The 16,600-nt window shown below is 72.4% G+C and carries 12 protein-coding genes; 5 read left to right on the top strand and 7 right to left on the bottom strand.

Annotated elements, in window-relative coordinates; genetic code table 11:
* The first annotated feature begins 67 nt into the window (after positions 1-67).
* From IF00_RS0126755 to IF00_RS41605, 3 genes are all read left to right on the top strand, one after another.
* Positions 68-1,315: an MFS transporter gene (locus tag IF00_RS0126755; protein ID WP_030322280.1), complete on the top strand. Its 1,248-nt coding sequence runs from the start codon at positions 68-70 to the stop codon at positions 1,313-1,315.
* A 135-nt stretch (positions 1,316-1,450) separates the two neighbouring features.
* Entirely contained in the window at positions 1,451-2,779 is a 1,329-nt protein-coding gene (locus IF00_RS0126760; protein WP_037639111.1) for an MFS transporter, read from the top strand.
* A 23-nt stretch (positions 2,780-2,802) separates the two neighbouring features.
* Entirely contained in the window at positions 2,803-3,354 is a 552-nt protein-coding gene (locus IF00_RS41605) for a hypothetical protein (protein ID WP_037639113.1), read from the top strand.
* Between the two features lie 48 nt (positions 3,355-3,402).
* On the opposite strand, the gene IF00_RS0126770 is transcribed toward IF00_RS41605, so the two are convergent.
* The 4 genes from IF00_RS0126770 to IF00_RS0126785 all read right to left on the bottom strand — a co-directional run bounded on the left by IF00_RS0126770 (position 3,403) and on the right by IF00_RS0126785 (position 8,853).
* Positions 3,403-4,005: a flavin reductase family protein gene (locus IF00_RS0126770; protein WP_245234645.1), complete on the bottom strand. Its 603-nt coding sequence runs from the start codon at positions 4,003-4,005 to the stop codon at positions 3,403-3,405.
* Between the two features lie 378 nt (positions 4,006-4,383).
* Positions 4,384-5,193, bottom strand: a complete 810-nt coding sequence (locus IF00_RS0126775; RefSeq protein WP_030322287.1) for an enoyl-CoA hydratase/isomerase family protein — start codon at positions 5,191-5,193, stop codon at positions 4,384-4,386.
* 22 nt (positions 5,194-5,215) lie between these two features.
* On the bottom strand, positions 5,216-7,438 hold the full coding sequence (locus IF00_RS0126780) for an acetate--CoA ligase family protein (RefSeq protein ID WP_030322290.1): 2,223 nt from the start codon (positions 7,436-7,438) through the stop codon (positions 5,216-5,218).
* A gap of 263 nt (positions 7,439-7,701) precedes the next feature.
* On the bottom strand, positions 7,702-8,853 hold the full coding sequence (locus tag IF00_RS0126785; protein WP_030322292.1) for a flavin-containing monooxygenase: 1,152 nt from the start codon (positions 8,851-8,853) through the stop codon (positions 7,702-7,704).
* Between the two features lie 213 nt (positions 8,854-9,066).
* Here IF00_RS0126785 and IF00_RS0126790 point away from each other — a divergent pair, with 213 nt between their 5' ends.
* On the top strand, positions 9,067-9,516 hold the full coding sequence (locus tag IF00_RS0126790) for a DoxX family membrane protein (RefSeq protein WP_030322294.1): 450 nt from the start codon (positions 9,067-9,069) through the stop codon (positions 9,514-9,516).
* A complete protein-coding gene (locus IF00_RS0126795) occupies positions 9,516-9,920 on the top strand; it encodes a Zn-ribbon domain-containing OB-fold protein (RefSeq protein ID WP_030322297.1) in 405 nt (134 codons plus the stop codon). Before IF00_RS0126790 ends, IF00_RS0126795 begins: the two co-directional genes overlap by 1 nt.
* On the opposite strand, the gene IF00_RS0126800 is transcribed toward IF00_RS0126795, so the two are convergent.
* From IF00_RS0126800 to IF00_RS0126810, 3 genes are all read right to left on the bottom strand, one after another.
* Positions 9,909-11,894, bottom strand: a complete 1,986-nt coding sequence (locus IF00_RS0126800) for a serine/threonine-protein kinase (RefSeq protein ID WP_245234646.1) — start codon at positions 11,892-11,894, stop codon at positions 9,909-9,911. The genes IF00_RS0126795 and IF00_RS0126800 overlap by 12 nt on opposite strands.
* Before the next feature lie 106 nt (positions 11,895-12,000).
* Positions 12,001-14,157, bottom strand: coding sequence for a hypothetical protein (locus IF00_RS0126805; protein WP_030322300.1), 2,157 nt, complete (start codon positions 14,155-14,157; stop codon positions 12,001-12,003).
* 256 nt (positions 14,158-14,413) lie between these two features.
* Positions 14,414-16,516 carry an FG-GAP-like repeat-containing protein gene (locus tag IF00_RS0126810; protein WP_030322302.1) on the bottom strand — a complete coding sequence of 701 codons (2,103 nt, stop codon included), beginning with the start codon at positions 16,514-16,516 and terminating at the stop codon, positions 14,414-14,416.
* Positions 16,517-16,600 lie beyond the last annotated feature (84 nt).

A 16,600-nucleotide genomic window follows, 5' to 3' on the forward strand; every position in this document is an offset into this window, starting at 1 on the left:
GCTCCCTCCGGAGATCGGTCGAAAATCAGTGGTGGTGTAGACCACGTGGTGATAGGTCTACCTCTCCGTGACGGACAACACGTACAAGTCTGAGGCCGCCGAGCGGATTCCCGCGCCGGCCGAGCCGCCCGCACTGTGGAACCGTAACTTCCGGCTCTTCTTCGTCGCCCGGGCAGTCGCCGTCTTCGGCGAGGGCATGGTCCCGGTCGCCTTCGCCGCCGGACTTCTCGGTGCCGGCCACTCCGGCGCCACCGTCGGCTACGCGCTCGGCGGCTGGACCGCCGCCTTCGCGCTCTTCGTCCTCTTCGGCGGCGTCCTCGCCGACCGCTTCACCGCCCGCCGCATGATGATCCTCGCGGATCTGCTGCGGCTGCCCGGAGCGGCCGTCCTCGCCGTCGCCTTCACCCTCGGCGGCCCGCCCCTCTGGGCGGTCTACACCCTCTCCGTCCTCAGTGGCGTCGGCGCCGCCCTCTTCCAGCCGGGCGTCGCCTCGACCATCCCGCGCATCGCCCCCGACGTGCAGCGCGCCAACGCCGTCCTCCGGGTCGTCGAGGCCCTCATGATCATGGCGGGTCCGGCGGTGGCGGGCGTGCTCGTCGCCGTGTGGAACGCGGGCGCCGCCTTCGCCGTCAACGGCGCGACGTTCGCGGTCAGCGCCCTCTGCCTCACCCTGATGCGGATCGCCCCGATCCCCTCCGACTCCCTGGGACGCGACTCCCTCGGCGCCGAACTCGTCGGCGGCTGGCGGGAGTTCAGGGCGCGGAACTGGCTCTGGGGTGTCATCGCCATCTGGACCGTGTACGGGCTCACCGTGGCCGGCCCCATGGTGCCGCTCACCGCGAGCCTGGTCACCGAGGACCACGGCTCGGCCACGTACGGCGTACTCATGGCCGTCAACGGCGCGGGCAGCGCGGTGGGCGGCCTGCTCGCCCTCCGGCTCCGCCCCCGCACCCCCCTCGCGGCGGGCGCGGTCGCACTCCTCGGCCTCCCCGTGAACCTCGCGCTGCTCGGCCTGGGCGCGCCCGTGGCGCTGCTCGGCGCGGGCCAGTTCATCGGTGGTGCGGCCTTCGCCTTCTGGCTGGTGATGTGGTCGACGGCCGTGCAGACCCACGTACCGCAGGAGGCGCTGAACCGGATGCACGCGTACGACGTGGCCGGCTCGCTCCTGATGATGGGCGTCGGCCGCACCCTGTCGGGGCCGGTGGCGGCGGCGGTCGGCACGGAGGAGGTGCTGCTGGTGGGGGCGGGGATCGCGGTGCTCGTGGTGGGCGCGCTGCTGGCGGTACGCCCGATCAGGACGCTGCCGAGGGTGTGAGCGGCAGCGTGGGTCCCGTCCGTGTCCTGGTCCGTCCGTCCCGATCCGTGTGTCCCGATCCATGGCCCGATCCGTTCGAAAGCTGTCGTCCGGGCCAATGGCCGGACGCGGGGGCGGGCCGGGATGCTCAGTGGCATGGCCCAGACAACCGAGACGCCGCCCGCAGACACTCCCGACGGGCGGGCCCCCCGTACCTTCCGTGACCCCCGGACGCCCCGGATGCACCGCGCCTGGTTCGTCGCGGCGGTCACCTTCGTCACGATCATCGGCGCGGCGGCGTTCGCGTCGCTCCCCGGCCTGCTGATCGAGCCGCTGCACGAGGAGTTCGACTGGTCGCGGGGCACGATCGGCTTCGCCGTCTCGGTGAACCTCGCCCTCTACGGCCTCACGGCCCCCTTCGCCGCCGCCCTCATGGACCGCTTCGGCATCCGCCGCATCGTGGCCGTGGCGCTGACGGTCATCGCGCTGGGCTCGGTGCTCACGGTGTGGATGACGGCGGCCTGGCAGCTCGTCCTCCTCTGGGGCGTGCTCGTCGGGCTCGGCAGCGGCTCGATGGCGCTCGCGTTCGCGGCGACGGTCACCAACCGCTGGTTCGTGGCACGCCGGGGCCTGGTGACGGGCATCCTCACGGCGGCCGGCGCTTCCGGGCAGCTGGTGTTCCTGCCGCTGCTGTCCTGGCTGGTCGAGCACCACGGCTGGCGCCCGGCGGCCGTGACCGTGGCGCTCGCCGCCCTCGCGGTGGTCCCGTTCGTGTGGCTGCTGCTCCGGGACCACCCGGCGGACGTCGGGCTCGCCCCGTACGGCGGGGAGTACGCCGAAAAGCCGGCGCCCGTCACGGGCGCGGCCCGGCGTGCGGTCACGGTCCTGTTCAAGGCGGCCCGCACCGGCCCGTTCTGGCTGCTGGCGGGCACGTTCGCGATCTGTGGAGCCTCGACGAACGGTCTGGTGAAGACCCACTTCGTACCGGCGGCCCACGACCACGGGATGCCGGTGACGGCGGCGGCCGGACTGCTCGCGGTCATCGGGGTCTTCGACGTCGTCGGCACGATCGCCTCGGGCTGGTTCACCGACCGCTTCGAGGCCCGCCGACTCCTCGCCGTCTACTACGCGCTCCGCGGGATCTCCCTCCTCTTCCTGCCGATGCTGCTCGCGCCGTCCGTGCACCCGCCGATGCTGTTCTTCATCGTCTTCTACGGCCTGGACTGGGTGGCCACGGTGCCGCCGACGATCGCCCTCTGCCGCGAGCACTACGGCGAGGACTCGGCGATCGTCTTCGGCTGGGTCCTCGCCTCCCACCAGGTGGGCGCGGCGGCCGTCGCGTTCGCGGGCGGAGTGGCCCGTGACGTCTTCGGCTCGTACGACCTCGTCTGGTACGCCTCGGGCGCGCTGTGCGCGGCGGCGGCCCTGATGGCCCTGGTGATCCGCCGACCCCGGACGATGACGCCGTCCCCGGCGGGCGCATGATGGCTGTCAGGGGGTGATCGCGCATGAGCGAGCGTGGTCTGCGCGAGCGTGCGGTGAACGAGCGTGGCACGGGCGAGCGGGACGAGGGCCGTACGTACAGCAGGATGCTGTGGGCATCGGTGCTCGCACTGGCCCTGGAGGGGGCCGTCGCCCTGATCCTCCTCGTGGTGTTCGGGGACGCCGGGCAGCCGGAGCCGGGCGAGGAGCGCCTCAGCGCGCTGACCCTCCTCGCGCTCCCGCTGCTCGCGGTGTTCTGGCTGCTGCCGGCGCTCGTGGTCTCCGTGGCGCTCGTGCTGCCGATCGTGCTCCTCGGGGAAGCCCTGACGCGCCGGCTGGGCGGGCGTCCGACCGGCTGGCAGCTGCTCCTTTCGACCGCGGCGGGGGCCCTGCTGTGGCCGCTCGCCGGCGGGCCGGGCTGGCTGGTGGCCACGGTGTGCCTGGCCGTGGCGGTGCTCGTCACGCGCCACGCGCGGCGGGGCTACTTCGTGGCGCTGCTGGTGTGGGGGACGGTCGCGGTGCTGACCGTGTTCCTGCTCGGCAGCGCGGGCCTGTACACAGGGGCGATCGAGGCCTGACGGTGCTTCAGCGCCCAGGGGGTGTCCTGCCGATCAGGCCGGACATCCCTAGGCGCCGAAGCGTCCGAACCTCCCCCGGTGGAACAGCAGTGGCGAGGGATCTCCGCCCTCCTCCGCCCCCAGCGACTCCACCCGCCCCACCACGATCAGATGGTCGCCCCCGGTGTGCACGGCGGTGATCGCGCAGTCGATCCAGGCGGGCGCGCCGGGCAGCCGCGGTGAGCCCGTGGCAGGGGCCGGGGTCCAGTCGACGCCCGCGAACTTGTCCGCCCCGCTGACCGCGAACGACCGGCACAGCGGGCCCTGGTCGGCTCCGAGGATGTTGACGCAGAAGGTGCCCGCGTCCGCGATCCGGGGCCAGGTCGTCGACGTACGGGCGACCATGAAGGCGACCAGGGGCGGGTCGAGGGAGAGCGAGGCGAAGGACTGGCAGGCGAATCCGGCCGGTCCTTCCGCGTCGAGCGCGGTCACGATCGTGACCCCGCTCGCGAAGTGGCCGAGGACGCGACGGAATTCGGCCGGGTCGACGGGCGGTCGCTCGTCCTCCCGTACCGCGCGCAGCATCGGCCGGGGCAGTGGTTCCACGGCCGTCGGCGAACCGGCCGCTCTCAGGTGTCGGACGACGGTGGCCGCCATCCCCGCGTGTCCCATCACATCGTCCATTGAACCTGACGGATCGTCAGATGAGAAGGGGCGGGGACGGCGGAGACCAGCGGGAAGCCGGCGCGCGAAAGCCCCCGGGACGACGGCAGGACCGCCGCCCCGGGGGCTCCTCACCCGCACGACCGCCGGATCAGCCGGCGACGGCGCCCGTCGCCCGCGTCCAGGCGACACCCGAGGTGTGCCCGGTGCGGTGGGCGGTCACCCGGACGGTGATCCGGGTCCCGCGCTGCGCCTTGGTGAGCGTGAACGTGGCGCGGGTGGCCCCGCCGATCGCCCGCCCGTTCGCGTACCGCTGGTACGCGAACGCGGTCGGCGCCGGCGTCCCCGTGCCCCGGTTCAGGCCGGGCGTCCGCCCGACCTCGACGGCTACCGCCCCTCGTACCGCGCCTCCCGCCGCTCCACGAAGCTCGCCACACCCTCCTTCGCGTCCCGCGTCGTCATGTTGATCTCCTGCGCCGCCGCCTCCGCCGCGAAGGCGGCGGCACGGTCCACGTCCAGGGACGCGTTCACCAGCTGCTTCGTCAGCGCGAGCGCCCGCGTCGGGCCCTGCGCCAGCCGTTCCGCCCACTCCCGGGCCGTCTTCGACAGCTCCTCCGCCGGGACGACCCGGTTCACCAGGCCCATGCCGCACGCCTCCGCCGCCGACACCGCGTCCCCGAAGAACATCAGCTCCTTCGCCCGCTGCGGCCCGATCAGCCGCGGGAGCAGATACGCCCCGCCGCCGTCCGGGACGAGCCCCCGCCGTACGAACACCTCGATGAAACGCGCCGATTCGGACGCCAGGACCAGATCGCACGCGAACGCGAGGTGCGCCCCGATCCCCGCCGCCGTCCCGTTCACCGCCGCGATCACCGGCTTCTCGCAGTCCATGACGGCCCCGATGAACCGCTGCGCCCCGCGCCGGATCGTGCGCGCCACGTCCCCGGGGACGGTCTCCGAGACCGCCGGCGCGCCCCGCAGGTCCGCCCCCGCGCAGAAGCCCCGGCCCGTCGCCGTCAGCACCACCGCCCGGACGTCCGGGTCGGCGGAGGCCTCGTCGAGCAGGGCCATGATGCGTTCCCGCTGGTCCCAGGTGACCGCGTTCATCGCCTCGGGGCGGTTGAGGGTGATCCACGAGACGCCGTTCTCGACGGTGTGGAGGACATCGGTGTGGAGGACATCCGGCACGTCGGTCACAAGAGCTCCCAGAGGGTGTTGGCTATCGACAGACCGCGAGTGCGTCCAGTGCCACCGCGCCCTGCCCGCGCGGCAGCACCATCAGCGGGTTGATGTCGAGCTCGGCGAGGTCGCCGTCGAGTTCCAGGGCCATCCGCTGGACCCGCAGCACCACCTCGACGAGCGCGTCCACGTCGGCCGGCGGCGCACCCCGTACCCCGTCGAGGAGGGCCCGGCCGCGCAGTTCCGCGAGCATCGAGCGCGCCTCGGACTCCCCGAACGGCGGGACCCGTACCGCCGTGTCGTCGAGGACCTCCACCAGGACCCCGCCGAGCCCGACCGTCACCGTCGGGCCGAACAGGTCGTCGCGGGTCACGCCCACCACCATCTCCACGCCGCGGCCGACCATCTGGCAGACGAGGATCCCGTCGAGGTCGATCGACTCGAAGCGGGCGATGTCGGTGAGTTCGCGGTAGGCGTCCCTGACCTGGCTCGCGGAGGTCAGCCCCACCTTCACCAGGCCCAGCTCGGTCTTGTGGGCGAGCTGGGCGCCCGAGGCCTTCATCACGACCGGGTAGCCGACGAGCCCGGCGGCCCGGACGGCCGCCGCCGCGCTGGTGACGAGCTGCTCGCGCGGCACCCGTATCCCGTACGCCCGCAGCAGCTGCTTCGCCGCGTGCTCGCTGAGCCGCCGGCCGGGCCGCATGAGGGCCTGGGCCTTGCGGAAGGAGGGGGAGGGGGTGCGGGGCGCCTCGTCGAAGGGGGAGCGGTAGGAGGTGGTGAAGCGGTGGTGGTCGAGGTAGGCCTTCACGGCCCCGATGCAGTTGGCGAACGTACGGAAGGTGGCGACGCGCGAGGAGCCGAGCAGGGTCGTGCGGTAGGCGTCCTCCGTACCGACCGGGGATCCCCACACCACGCACACCAGCTTGTCCGTCGCCTCGGCGGCGTCGACGAGGTCCTGGGCGAGCTTGTCGCTCATGGGAGGGAACGGCCCGGTGATCGGACAGATCAGCACACCCACCGACGGGTCGGCGAGGATCGCGTCGATGATCTTCCGGCCACGCCAGTCGCCCACCGGGTGGCCGCCGTTGTCGACGGGGTTGGCGACGCTCAGGTACTCCGGGATCCACTGGTGGAGTTCGTCCTGCTTGGCCTGCGGGAGGGTGGGCAGCTGGAGACCCGCCTCGGTGGCAAGGTCGGCGAAGTGGGCCCCCGTGCCGCCGGATATGGAGTAGACGACGACACCGTCGGCCCGCGGGCGGCGGGCGCGGGCGAGCAGGGTCGCGGTGTCCTGGAGCTGGTCGAGCCCGTCGACCCGGATCACCCCGAACTGGCGCATGGCCGCGTCGACGACCTGGTCGGCGCCCGTGAGCTTGCCGGTGTGCGAGGCGGCCGTACGGGCGCCGGTCTCGGTGCGGCCGACCTTCACGGCGACGACCGGGACGCCGTGGCGGGCGGCCCGGTCGGCGGCGAGGAGGAAGGAGCGGCCGTCCTTGAGGCCCTCGACGTAACAGGCGATGGCGCCGACCTCGGGTCGGCCGGCGAAGTACGAGATGAAGTCGGAGGTCTCCAGGTCGGCCTCGTTGCCGGTGGGCGCCCAGTGGGAGAGGCGGACGCCGAGCTCCTGGAGGGTGAAGACGGGCCGCCCCTGGTGGCCGGACTGGGTGATGAGGGCGACGGCGGGGCCGTCGAGGTCCTCCCGGAAGCGCTCGAAGGCGTTGAGGTTGGTGTTGGGGCCGAGGAGGCGGAGTCCGGAGCGGCGTACGGCGGCGGCGAGACGTTCCTGCGCGGCGGCCCCGGCCGCGCCGGTCTCGGCGAAGCCGGAGGCGAAGGCGACCGCGAACTTCACCTTGGTCTCGGCGAGTTCCTCGATGACGGGGAGCGGGTCGGCGACGAGGAGGACGGCGAGGTCGACGGGTTCGGTGAGCGCGCCGACGGAGGGGACGCAGTCGATCCCGAACACGCTGGTACGGGTCGGGTGCACGGGCACGATCCGGGCGCCGACCCGCTCGGCCCAGGCGAGCAGCTGACGGGTGATCCCGGTGTTGGGCCGGCCCTCGGTGTCGGATGCGCCGACGACGGCGACGGATTCGGGCCGGAAGAAGCGGTCGAGGTCGGGCACGGCGGCGTGCAGCGGGCGCCCGCTGACGTCCTGGTCGCCGGGGGCGGCGGTGACGCCGTGCACGGTGGTGCGGGGCGACTCCCCGCAGGCGACCACGCGGGCGCGGAGATCGGTGGTGAAGGTGCCGTGAGTCGATCCAAGCATGTGTTCCGCCCGCCCTTCACCCATCCGTATACACCTGACGCTACGTCAGATTACAGAACTGACGGCCAGTCAGGAATAGGTGTGAGGCGGCGGTTGCGTGAGGCGCCGGTGTCCGGGGGGTGGCGGTCGCCCGGGGGTGGCGGTGTCCGGGGTGGCGGTCGCCCGGGGGTGGCGGTGTCCGGGGCGGCGGTCGCATGAGGCGCCGGTTGCCCGGGGTGGTGGTTGTCCGCAAGCGGCGCCTCCGCGGATGCGGCCGGACCGGGCTACCGCGCGATCCGGCGGGCGATCTTCTCCGCGTCGATCGCCAGCTCCCGGAACATCCCGCTGATCGGGTTCGTGAACCCCGTGAAGTACAGACCCGGCGCCTCGCGCGGGCAGCGCGCCCCGTGCACCACCGGATGCCCGCGCCCGTCGAGCACGTCCAGATGCCCGACGAGCGGCTCCAGGGCACGCCGGTAGCCGGTCGCCGCGATCACCGCGTCCGGGGTGATCCGGGTGCCGTCCGCGAGGACCACCTCGCCGTCCTCGAAGCCCTCCACGGCCGCGACGATCTCGACCTTCCCCGCCCGTACCGCGTCGATCAGGCCCACGTCCTGCACCGGGATCGCCCCCTCGCGCTGGCGCGTCGCGAGGCCCTTGTCGGGCCGGGGCAGCCCGTACGCCGAGAGGTCCGGCGTCCCGACCCGGGCCGCGAGGGCGCCCAGCCGGTCGACGAGACCCGTCGGCAGGCGGCGGACGAGGATGCCGGAGCGCTGCGCGGGCCAGCCGGCGGTGGTGCGCTTCACGATGTGCGGGACGGTCCGCACCGCGAGCCGCACGCGGGCGGCCCCGCCGTCGGCGAGGTCGGCGGCGATCTCGGCGCCGGTGTTGCCGATGCCGACGACGAGGACGTCCTTCCCGGTGTACGGCTCCGGGTTGCGATAGGTCCGGGCGTGGTCGAGGCGCCCCTTGTACGCGTCACGGCCGGGCCAGTCGGGGAGGCGCGGCGTGTGGTTGTACCCGGTGGCCACGACGACGGCCCGCCCGGTGAGCCGGCGCCCGCCGGTCGCGTGCAGGACCCAGTCGGCGCCGGCCCGCTCGACACGGAAGACCTCGACGCCCGTCACGATCTCCAGTTCGTGCTTCTCCGCGTACTTCTCCAGGTAGCGCACCACGTCCGCACGGGCCACCCAGCGCCCGGACGAGCGGGGGATCCTGAGGCCGGGAAGAGCGGAGAGCCGTCGGGTGGTGTGCAGCCGCAGCCGGTCGTAGTGGGCGCGCCAGGAGGCGCCGACGGCGTCGGACTTCTCCAGGACGACGGCCCGGACGCCCCGCGCGCGCAGGGCGGCGGCGACCGCGAGCCCGCCGGGGCCCGCGCCGATGACGTACACGGGGTGGGCAGTCTGTGGAGAGAGTGGAAGGGGGGTGGTGGCCATGAATGCTGAGCGTAATGACGTGTACACGCTGTGGGTCTCGGTCAAGAGGGATTTCGGTTGCGAATCGGTCACGCCGGTGCCGCTTCGGCCGCTCGTTTCGACCGCTCGCCCCGGTCGCCCGGTGCCCGCCCCTTGCGCGGGAGGCGGGGCTGCGCTGAACTGACGTACCGTCAGATCGAGTGGTGTCCCAGTGTTCCACGAGGGGGAGCGCGCATGCAGACCGTCTGGCTCACCGGCGCCGAATGGCTCGCCGTCCTCCGCATCGGCCTCGGCCTGTGGTGGCTGGAGAGCTGGCGCCACAAGGACAAGAAGGGCTGGTTCGAGCGCGGCACGGGCATCGCCTGGGCCGCCGACGTGGCGGGCAGGCACAAGTGGCCGCCGGTCAGGAAGGGCTTCGAGACGATCGTCGCACCGCGCCCCAAGCTCATGGCGTACGTCGTCGTCTACGCCGAACTGGCCCTCGGACTCGGCCTGGTGGCCGGCTTCCTGACACCGGTCGCCCTGATCGGCGGCCTCCTCCTGAACCTCCTCTACCTCGTCCTCATGATCCACGACTGGGCCGAGCAGGGGCAGAACGCGATGATGGCGCTCATCTCCCTCGTCGCGCTGCTCGCCGTGTCCTGGCAGACCTGGTCCCTCGACCACGCGATCGGACTCTTCTGATGACGGCCGCCGACCCCGACATCGACGCCTTCACCCGCCCGTACTGGGACGCCGCCGCCGAGGGACACCTCCTCCTGCGCCGCTGCACGGCCTGCGACCGCGTCCACCACTACCCGCGCGAGTTCTGCCCGCACTGCTGGAGCGAGGACGTGACCTGGGAGCGCGCGAGCGGCCGCGCGACCCTCTACACCTGGTCGGTCGTCCACCGGAACGACCTCCCGCCCTTCGGCGAGCGCGTCCCGTACGCGGCGGCGGTCGTCGACCTCGCCGAGGGCCCGCGCATGATGACGGAGGTCGTGGACGTCGCGGAGGGCGACCTCCGGATCGGGATGGAGCTGGAGGTCTCCTTCCGGCGGGAGGGGGAGGTGGCGGTCCCCGTCTTCGGCGTTCGGTCAGAGGGCTGAGATGTTCCGCCACGCCTGCTGGTCCGTCCCGAAGCCGCAGGCGTACGTCATGGCGAACGACCCGGCCGTCAGACACTGACCGTCGCTGGAGTTCTTGAACATCTGCCCGGACGACGTCGAGGAGACGACCTTCCAGGACTGGGCCGAGGAGCCGGTGCACGCGGCGGTGGTGACGGTGGTGTTCCCCGCCGGCTGCAGGCAGCGGCCGGAATGCCTGTTCCTGAGCTGGAACGTGCCGTTCGCGCCGGGTGAGTAGGTCCAGGAGAACCAGTACGTGGTGCCGCCGTTGCCCTTGGAGCCGCATTCGGCGGACGTGACGAGGTCGCCGAAGCCCGCGTTGTACTCCGCCAGGCAGTTGCCGGTGGACGCGTTCTCCAGGGAGTACGTCCCCGACGGCGCCGATCCGCCGGTGGCCGGCGGCGGCGCGGGCTTCGTGGTCGGCGCCGGCCGCGTGGCCGGAGGACGGGTCGTGGCGCCTCCGCCGGAGGCCGTGGGGTTGGATCCGCCGCCGGACGGGTCGGAGGGTTCGGCCCCGCCGCCGGAGCCGTTCCCGCCACCGCCACTCGGCTGGGAGCCGGTGCCGCCGACGACACCGCCACCGCCGACCGCGCCGCCGTCGGCGGGCGGGGGCGCACCGGGCGAGGAGCCCGGCGGCCTGGACGACGGCGGCTTGGCGCCGGGCGGGGTCGTGGCGGAAGACGAACCGGGCGTCGACGGCAGCTGTACGTTCGCCGGCTGCGAGGCCACGGTGGACGGCGACGAGGAGGGCCCGGGGCCCGCGCCGAGCTGACCGATCTGGTACGGGCCGAGGGCCACGGTCAGGGTGGTGCCGGTCGCCACGACCACGGGCACGGCGAACATGACGAACCGGTTGCGCCGCTTCTCGCGCGCGCCGGACGCGGCGGAACCGGTGACGGCGAGCGGATCGGGCGAGGCGGTCGCGGGCTCCCTGGAGCCCGCCTGCGGGGTGAGGGAAGCCGTGGCGACGTCCTCGGCGGGCTCGGCCTTCGCGAGCTCCGCCAGGTGCTCGGCGGTCGGCACCTCGGCGGCGAAGGCGGCCCGCTCGGCTATGCGTTCACCGACGGCGGAGGGCCAGAGGGCGCCCGAGGCGCGCTCGGTGGTCCGCTCGACGAGCTCGGCGGCCGTGGGGCGGTCCGCCGGGTCCTTGGAGAGACAGGTCCGGACGATCTCGGCGAGCTCGGGCTCGGTCTGCGCGAGCTGCCCGAACTCGGGCTCGGCGTGGACGACGCGGTAGAGCAGGTCGGGGCCGGAGCCGTCGCCGAAGGGAGGGCGGCCGTTCGCCGCGTAGAGGAGGAGGCTGCCGAGGGCGAAGACGTCGGCGGCGCCGGTGAGCCGGCGGTCGGCGACGGCCTGCTCGGGTGCCATGTAGGCGGGTGTGCCGATGACCATGCCGGTCTTGGTGAGCCGGCTCTGGTCGGCGGCGCGCGCGACGCCGAAGTCGATGAGCGAGAGGCCGGAGGAGGTGAGCATGACGTTGGAGGGCTTGAGGTCGCGGTGCACCATGTCGGCGCCGTGGACGACGCCGAGCCCGGCGGCGGCATGATGGAGGAGCCGCCAGAGGGCATGACCCGGGAGGGGACCGCCGTGCAGCCGGATGGCCTCGTTGAGGGTGATGCCCGGGATGTACTCGGTCGCGAACCACGGCGGCTTGGCCGTGCGGTCGCTGGCGAGCAGCTTGGTGTTGGCGCCGGCGGGGAGCCGGGCGAGGTTGTCGAGCTCGTGGCCGAAGTGGCTGAGGAAGTCGGCGTCTTCGGCGAGCACGGGAAGAACCCGCTTCACGGCGGCGAACTTCCCGGGCACGGCGCCGAGATAGACCCGCCCCATCCCCCCGGACCCGAGGACACCGAGCAGTCTGAACGCGCCGATCTGCCGGGGATCCCCCGGTTCCAGCGGCATGGCCCCGCTGCCGTCCAGACTGCCCGAATTCGAATTGTTTTCCGGTTCCCCCTGCATGGGCCACACAGTAGCCGAGCCCCCTTGCGATCTGAATATCGATCAGGCGAGGGGACTCGGCCGCAACTCATGCGTGCAGAGCTGTCGTTGTGCCGAAACGGGCGTGTCAGGAGTAGTCGTTGAAGGTGGTGGTCTCGCCCGAGTAGAGCCCGGTGTTCCGGCGCGACATGAAGAGACGGTTCCAGATGCCGCTGCTCGCGTAGAGGTACGAGCCGTTCGGGCCGACGGCGAGCAGGTCGGGGCGGCCGTACCGGTCGGCGTTGCCGATGGGAACGAGATGGGTGTACGCGTTCCAGCCGCCGCCCACCCTGACGCGGGGGGTGAAGGTGCCGTTGCCGAGGCCGAGGTACAGCCACAGGACGCCGGAGGAGTCGCGGGCGAGGAGGTCTCCGGGGGACGCGCCGGCCATGTTGCCGGTGGCGGTGACCAGGTTGTAGACGCCCCAGCCGCCGCCGATCTTCTTACGGTCGCCGAGCGGGGCGTTGACGTTCCCGGTGCCGGGGTAGAGCCAGAGGCCTCCGGACTTGTCGGTGGCCAGGAGGTCGGGCTTGCCGTCGCTGGTCAGGTCGCCGCCGCCGGTGATCTTGTCGTAGATCTGCCAGTTGGTGCCGATCCTCGTCCTGGGCGTGAATCCGCCGTCGCCCTTGCCCTGGTACAGCCAGAGACCGCCCGTCCTGTCGCGCGCGACGAGGTCGTCCGTGGCGGAGCCGCCGAGGTTGCCCGCCACTTCGATCCGGTCGTATTCCTGCCAGCCGCCGCCCACCAGGGAACGCCCGGCCGGCATCACCTCCTGGTCGGGGAAGAACGTGTCGTCGCGCCACAGTCGGCCGGCCGCGTCCCGGGCGAGGACGTCCGGGGAGCTGTTGCCGTCGAAGTCGTGCGCGGCGGCGACGGGGCGGGTCACCGCGAAGGAACCCGAGGCGCTCACGGGATCGCCGATGCCGTTCAAGGGAGTGGCCGTGAACTCCCAGGTGTAGTCGCCGGCGGGCGCGCTCGCGGTGTCCAGGAGGCCGAACCATCCATAGGAAACAGTGAACGGCGGCTTGGTCGTGTACACGCTGGAGACCGTGGCGTTCTTGGTCAGTCCGCTCGCGGTGTGACGAAGCGTCAGCTTCCCCTGGACGTTGTTCCGGGCGAGTGTCCAGGAGAACAGCGCTTGGGACCAGTTCGAGCCGAGGGTGACCGTCTCCGGGACCGAGGCCACCGGTGTCCCGAGTCCGGTCGACTCCCCGCTGCCCGCGACGAGCGCGGCGGTCGGAATGCCGTTCTCGCCGAGCGAGATCCGGTACAGCCCCTCGCCGTGTTCTTCCGTACCGCCGCGGACCAGCAGGGTGCCGTCGGGGGCGAGGGCGGCGGACGAGCGGTGGTCGAGCAGCCGCACCGTGGTGGTCCGGTCCTTGAGGGAACGCGCGGTCAGCGGGACGAGGTCCGGCGACACGGCGTTCATCAGCCCGCGCGGGTCGGCGGTGAGGGCCCAGTCGCCGATCAGCTCGACCTGTGCCCGCTGCCCGCTGCCCAGCGGGGTGACCGTGGTCGTGTCGGTGGCCCGGTCGAGGACGGCCAGGTCGAACGAGCCGCCGGACTGCTCGGTCCACACGACGGAGGTGTCCGACGCGAAGACGCTGGATGTCTCCTTGGCGCTGTGAAACCCGGTGACGGTGCCGGTGGTGACGTCGACGACGGCCACCGTGGGCTTGTCGCTCCGGTACGCCACGGCGAACTCGTTCTGCCGGGTGTGCGTGACCGTGGCGCCCCATACGGCTGCCGCGGTGATGCCGGGCACCTTCCGGTCCTGGACGGTGCCGCCCTCGTCGCTCACCAGATGCAGTTCGCCGCCTGCCCACAGGGCGAGCGTCGTGCCGCTGATCCCGGCGGCGGTGTACGTGACGCCCCGGCCGCTCAGGTCGATGGTCACGGGCTCGGCGCCCGAGGCCATGTCGTAGATCCGGAAGACGTTCGGGGCGGTTGTCACGCCGACGACGTCCGAGGCGCTGTCGCCGATCGGCGTCCCGGGCAGCTCGGTCGTGGCGCCGGTCTGCAGGTCCGTCCACAGGAGCTTCTCGCCCTTGGTCAGGAAGCCCTTCGTCCCGGCGCTGACGATCTCGCTCCTGGCGGGGAAGGAGAGCTGGGCCTGCTGCTGGGCGGAGGCGGCAGCGGGCGCCGGAGCCGCCGCCGCGTACGCCGGTACGACGGTCAGGGCGCCGGCGGTCAACGCCAGGACGGTGGTGACGGCAGCGGCAAGGGTGCTACGTGCGCGGGACATGGGTAAATCCTCCCCCTTGGGGCATTGAGGGCGCTTCGTGCACTCTCGATTCATGAGACTCGCGAGCCGTGAGGGGGGTTGTACGGGCATCAACGGAATCTCGAAAGGGTGGCCGATTCCCGGGATTCGGCCTGTCGAGCGCCCTTGGTGCGCGACACCGGAAGAGGCGACTCCCGGAAAGGGGGTGGTCCCACCCGGTCTCCGCTCGACACGTTCACCGTGTGCCGCCGGGAACCGGCCGGGTGGGACCTCGCCGCTAGAAGACCTGCTTCGCGTCCGCGCCGGGAATCCAGTGCGCGGCCCTCGGCTTGAAGGGGGCTCGCCAGTCGCCCGTGCCCCAGTACACGTAGCCGGTCGCGGGGTACGGAAGGTCGGGTACCTCCACTTCCCCGGGGGTGTACCCGATCAGATCCGGGTGGCCGTCGCGGTTGAGGTCTCCGACGCTGACGATCCGGGTGTATTCGTTCCAGCCGCCGCCGAGCTTCACGCGCGGGGCGAAGGTGCCGTCTCCGTTGCCGAGGTACATCCAGAGCACGCCTGCGTTTCCGGTGGCGACGATCTGGTTGTAGATGCCCCAGCTGCTGCCGATGTTCTTGCGGTCGCTGAACGGGGCGTTGAGGTTGCCGGTGCCGGGGTAGAGCCACAGGCCGCCGGACTTGTCGGTGGCGAGGAGGTCGGGCTTGCGCTGAGGAAAGCGTCGTACGACGCCCTGGAGTAGAGCCACAGGTCGCCGCTCTTGTCCCGGGCGATGATCTCCGGGGTGCTGTTTCCGCCGAGGTCCCCGGGGACGGACAGACGGTCGTAGACGCCCCAGCCGTTGAAGCCGGAATACGTGTTGTACCAGCCGAGGGAGGTGCGTTGCGGGGTGTGCGCGGTGTCCCACACTTCCACCGTGCCCTGCTCGTTCAACATGAGCAGGTCCGGCGATCCGTTGTCGGTGAAGTCGCGCGGCTGCGGCTTGCGCGTGATCGTGCTCGTGCCACTCAGGTGCACGGGCTCGCCCACCCCGTCGACCGGCGAGACGGTCGCGGTCCACTCGACGGGGCCGTTGCGCATGAGCCCGTACGAGGTGGGCTCGCCGTAGCCGTCGTCGCGCTGCCCGTCCCAGTCGAGGGTGACCGAGCCGGGACCGCGCCCGCCGTCCAGGACGGATGTCGATGCCGCCGTTCTTGTCGAAGTCGATGGTGTCCGTGATGTTGTGTCCCGTCACCGCGAACCGGGTCGTCTCGCCGGTTGTGGCGACGAGACGGCGATCGATGGTGCCGTCGGCACCCGCGACGACCCGGTAGAGCCCTTCGCCTTCGCCGTCCGTCAGTGAACCGCCGCGTACGAGAAGGGTCCCGTCGGGAGCGGTGGTGAGGCTCGTCGCGTGCTCCAGCAGCGGCTTGTCCGAGGTGGAGGCGGCGGTGAGGGGCCGGGCGACGTACGGCGCTCGGTCGCTGACGGGGTCGGTGGCGTCCTCGCCGAAAGTGACCCAGTCTCCCGTCAGGCCGACGCGGACCCCGACGCTCTTCCCGTCGACGGAGAAACGCCGGCTTTCAGAGGTCTTGCGGTTCGTGACGACCACGTCGACCAGGCGTTCGCCGTATCGGCCCGTCGTGTTCTCGACCCAGGCCACGTGTGTGGCGGAGATGGCGGCGGAGGGCGAGTCGGAGGTCGACTGCGGGGCGGGGTAGGTCTCGGTCGCCGTGTTGGTCGCCGGGTCGATCACGGCGAACCAGGTTGTGCCGCCGGCCTTGTAGCCGATGAGGGCGGTGCCGGGGATCGCGGAGGCGAGGGTGAACGACGCGGCTCCGGTGGGCAGTCCGGTGACCGCGTGGTCGGTGACGGTGCCGTTGGCGCCGGGGGCGACGAGGTGGAGCTGTACGGCCCCGGTGGGAGTGGTGACGCTGGTGAGGATGGTCGTGCCGACCGCGCCGAAGGCGGTGTGGGTGCCGTCGGTGAGTGTCTTGAGGTCGAGGTCGACCGGGGTTGCGCCGGAGGGGGCCATGTCCGTGAGGCGCAGGACGCGGTCGCCGACGGTGGTGACGAGGATGTCGGAGACGGCGCCGAGGATGGGCGTCTGGGGGGCCATCGCGGTCGAGGTGCCGTCGGCGGCGCGCGTCCAGTGGTACTGGCCGGAGCTGCTCTTGCTGAGGTAGCCGGTGGCGCCCGCGCTGATGATCTCGGAATTCAGAGGGAACGCGGGTACGGCGTCGGCCGTGGTCGCGGTCGTCGTGGCCGGCGCCGCGTGGGTGGTGGCGGTGGCTGCGGGAGCGGCTGCCATGCTGCCGGCCGTGACGGCGAGGGTGGCGGCGATCGCCGCCGCCAGACGCCGGGACCGGGAGAGCGTGCGGGAGCGGGTGCCGGTGTGGCTCATGGGAGGCAACGTGCTTCCTTTCCGGGGACCGGCTGTGCAGGTCGTGATGGTTTCCACCCGTGCGGGGGGATGTGGGCGCTTCGT

It is taken from the genome of Streptomyces flavochromogenes (assembly GCF_000717595.1).
GTDB lineage: Bacteria > Actinomycetota > Actinomycetes > Streptomycetales > Streptomycetaceae > Streptomyces > Streptomyces flavochromogenes.

Bases quoted from the DNA above. Each gene is read 5' to 3' on its own strand.
- IF00_RS0126795 (WP_030322297.1), top strand. From the start codon at position 9,516: ATGACGGCCGCCGACCCCGACATCGACGCCTTCACCCGCCCGTACTGG.
- IF00_RS0126800 (WP_245234646.1), bottom strand. From the start codon at position 11,894: ATGCAGGGGGAACCGGAAAACAATTCGAATTCGGGCAGTCTGGACGGC.
- IF00_RS0126780 (WP_030322290.1), bottom strand. From the start codon at position 7,438: ATGCTTGGATCGACTCACGGCACCTTCACCACCGATCTCCGCGCCCGC.
- IF00_RS0126770 (WP_245234645.1), bottom strand. From the start codon at position 4,005: ATGGGACACGCGGGGATGGCGGCCACCGTCGTCCGACACCTGAGAGCG.
- IF00_RS0126790 (WP_030322294.1), top strand. From the start codon at position 9,067: ATGCAGACCGTCTGGCTCACCGGCGCCGAATGGCTCGCCGTCCTCCGC.
- IF00_RS41605 (WP_037639113.1), top strand. From the start codon at position 2,803: ATGAGCGAGCGTGGTCTGCGCGAGCGTGCGGTGAACGAGCGTGGCACG.
- IF00_RS0126760 (WP_037639111.1), top strand. From the start codon at position 1,451: ATGGCCCAGACAACCGAGACGCCGCCCGCAGACACTCCCGACGGGCGG.
- IF00_RS0126810 (WP_030322302.1), bottom strand. From the start codon at position 16,516: ATGAGCCACACCGGCACCCGCTCCCGCACGCTCTCCCGGTCCCGGCGT.
- IF00_RS0126785 (WP_030322292.1), bottom strand. From the start codon at position 8,853: ATGGCCACCACCCCCCTTCCACTCTCTCCACAGACTGCCCACCCCGTG.
- IF00_RS0126805 (WP_030322300.1), bottom strand. From the start codon at position 14,157: ATGTCCCGCGCACGTAGCACCCTTGCCGCTGCCGTCACCACCGTCCTG.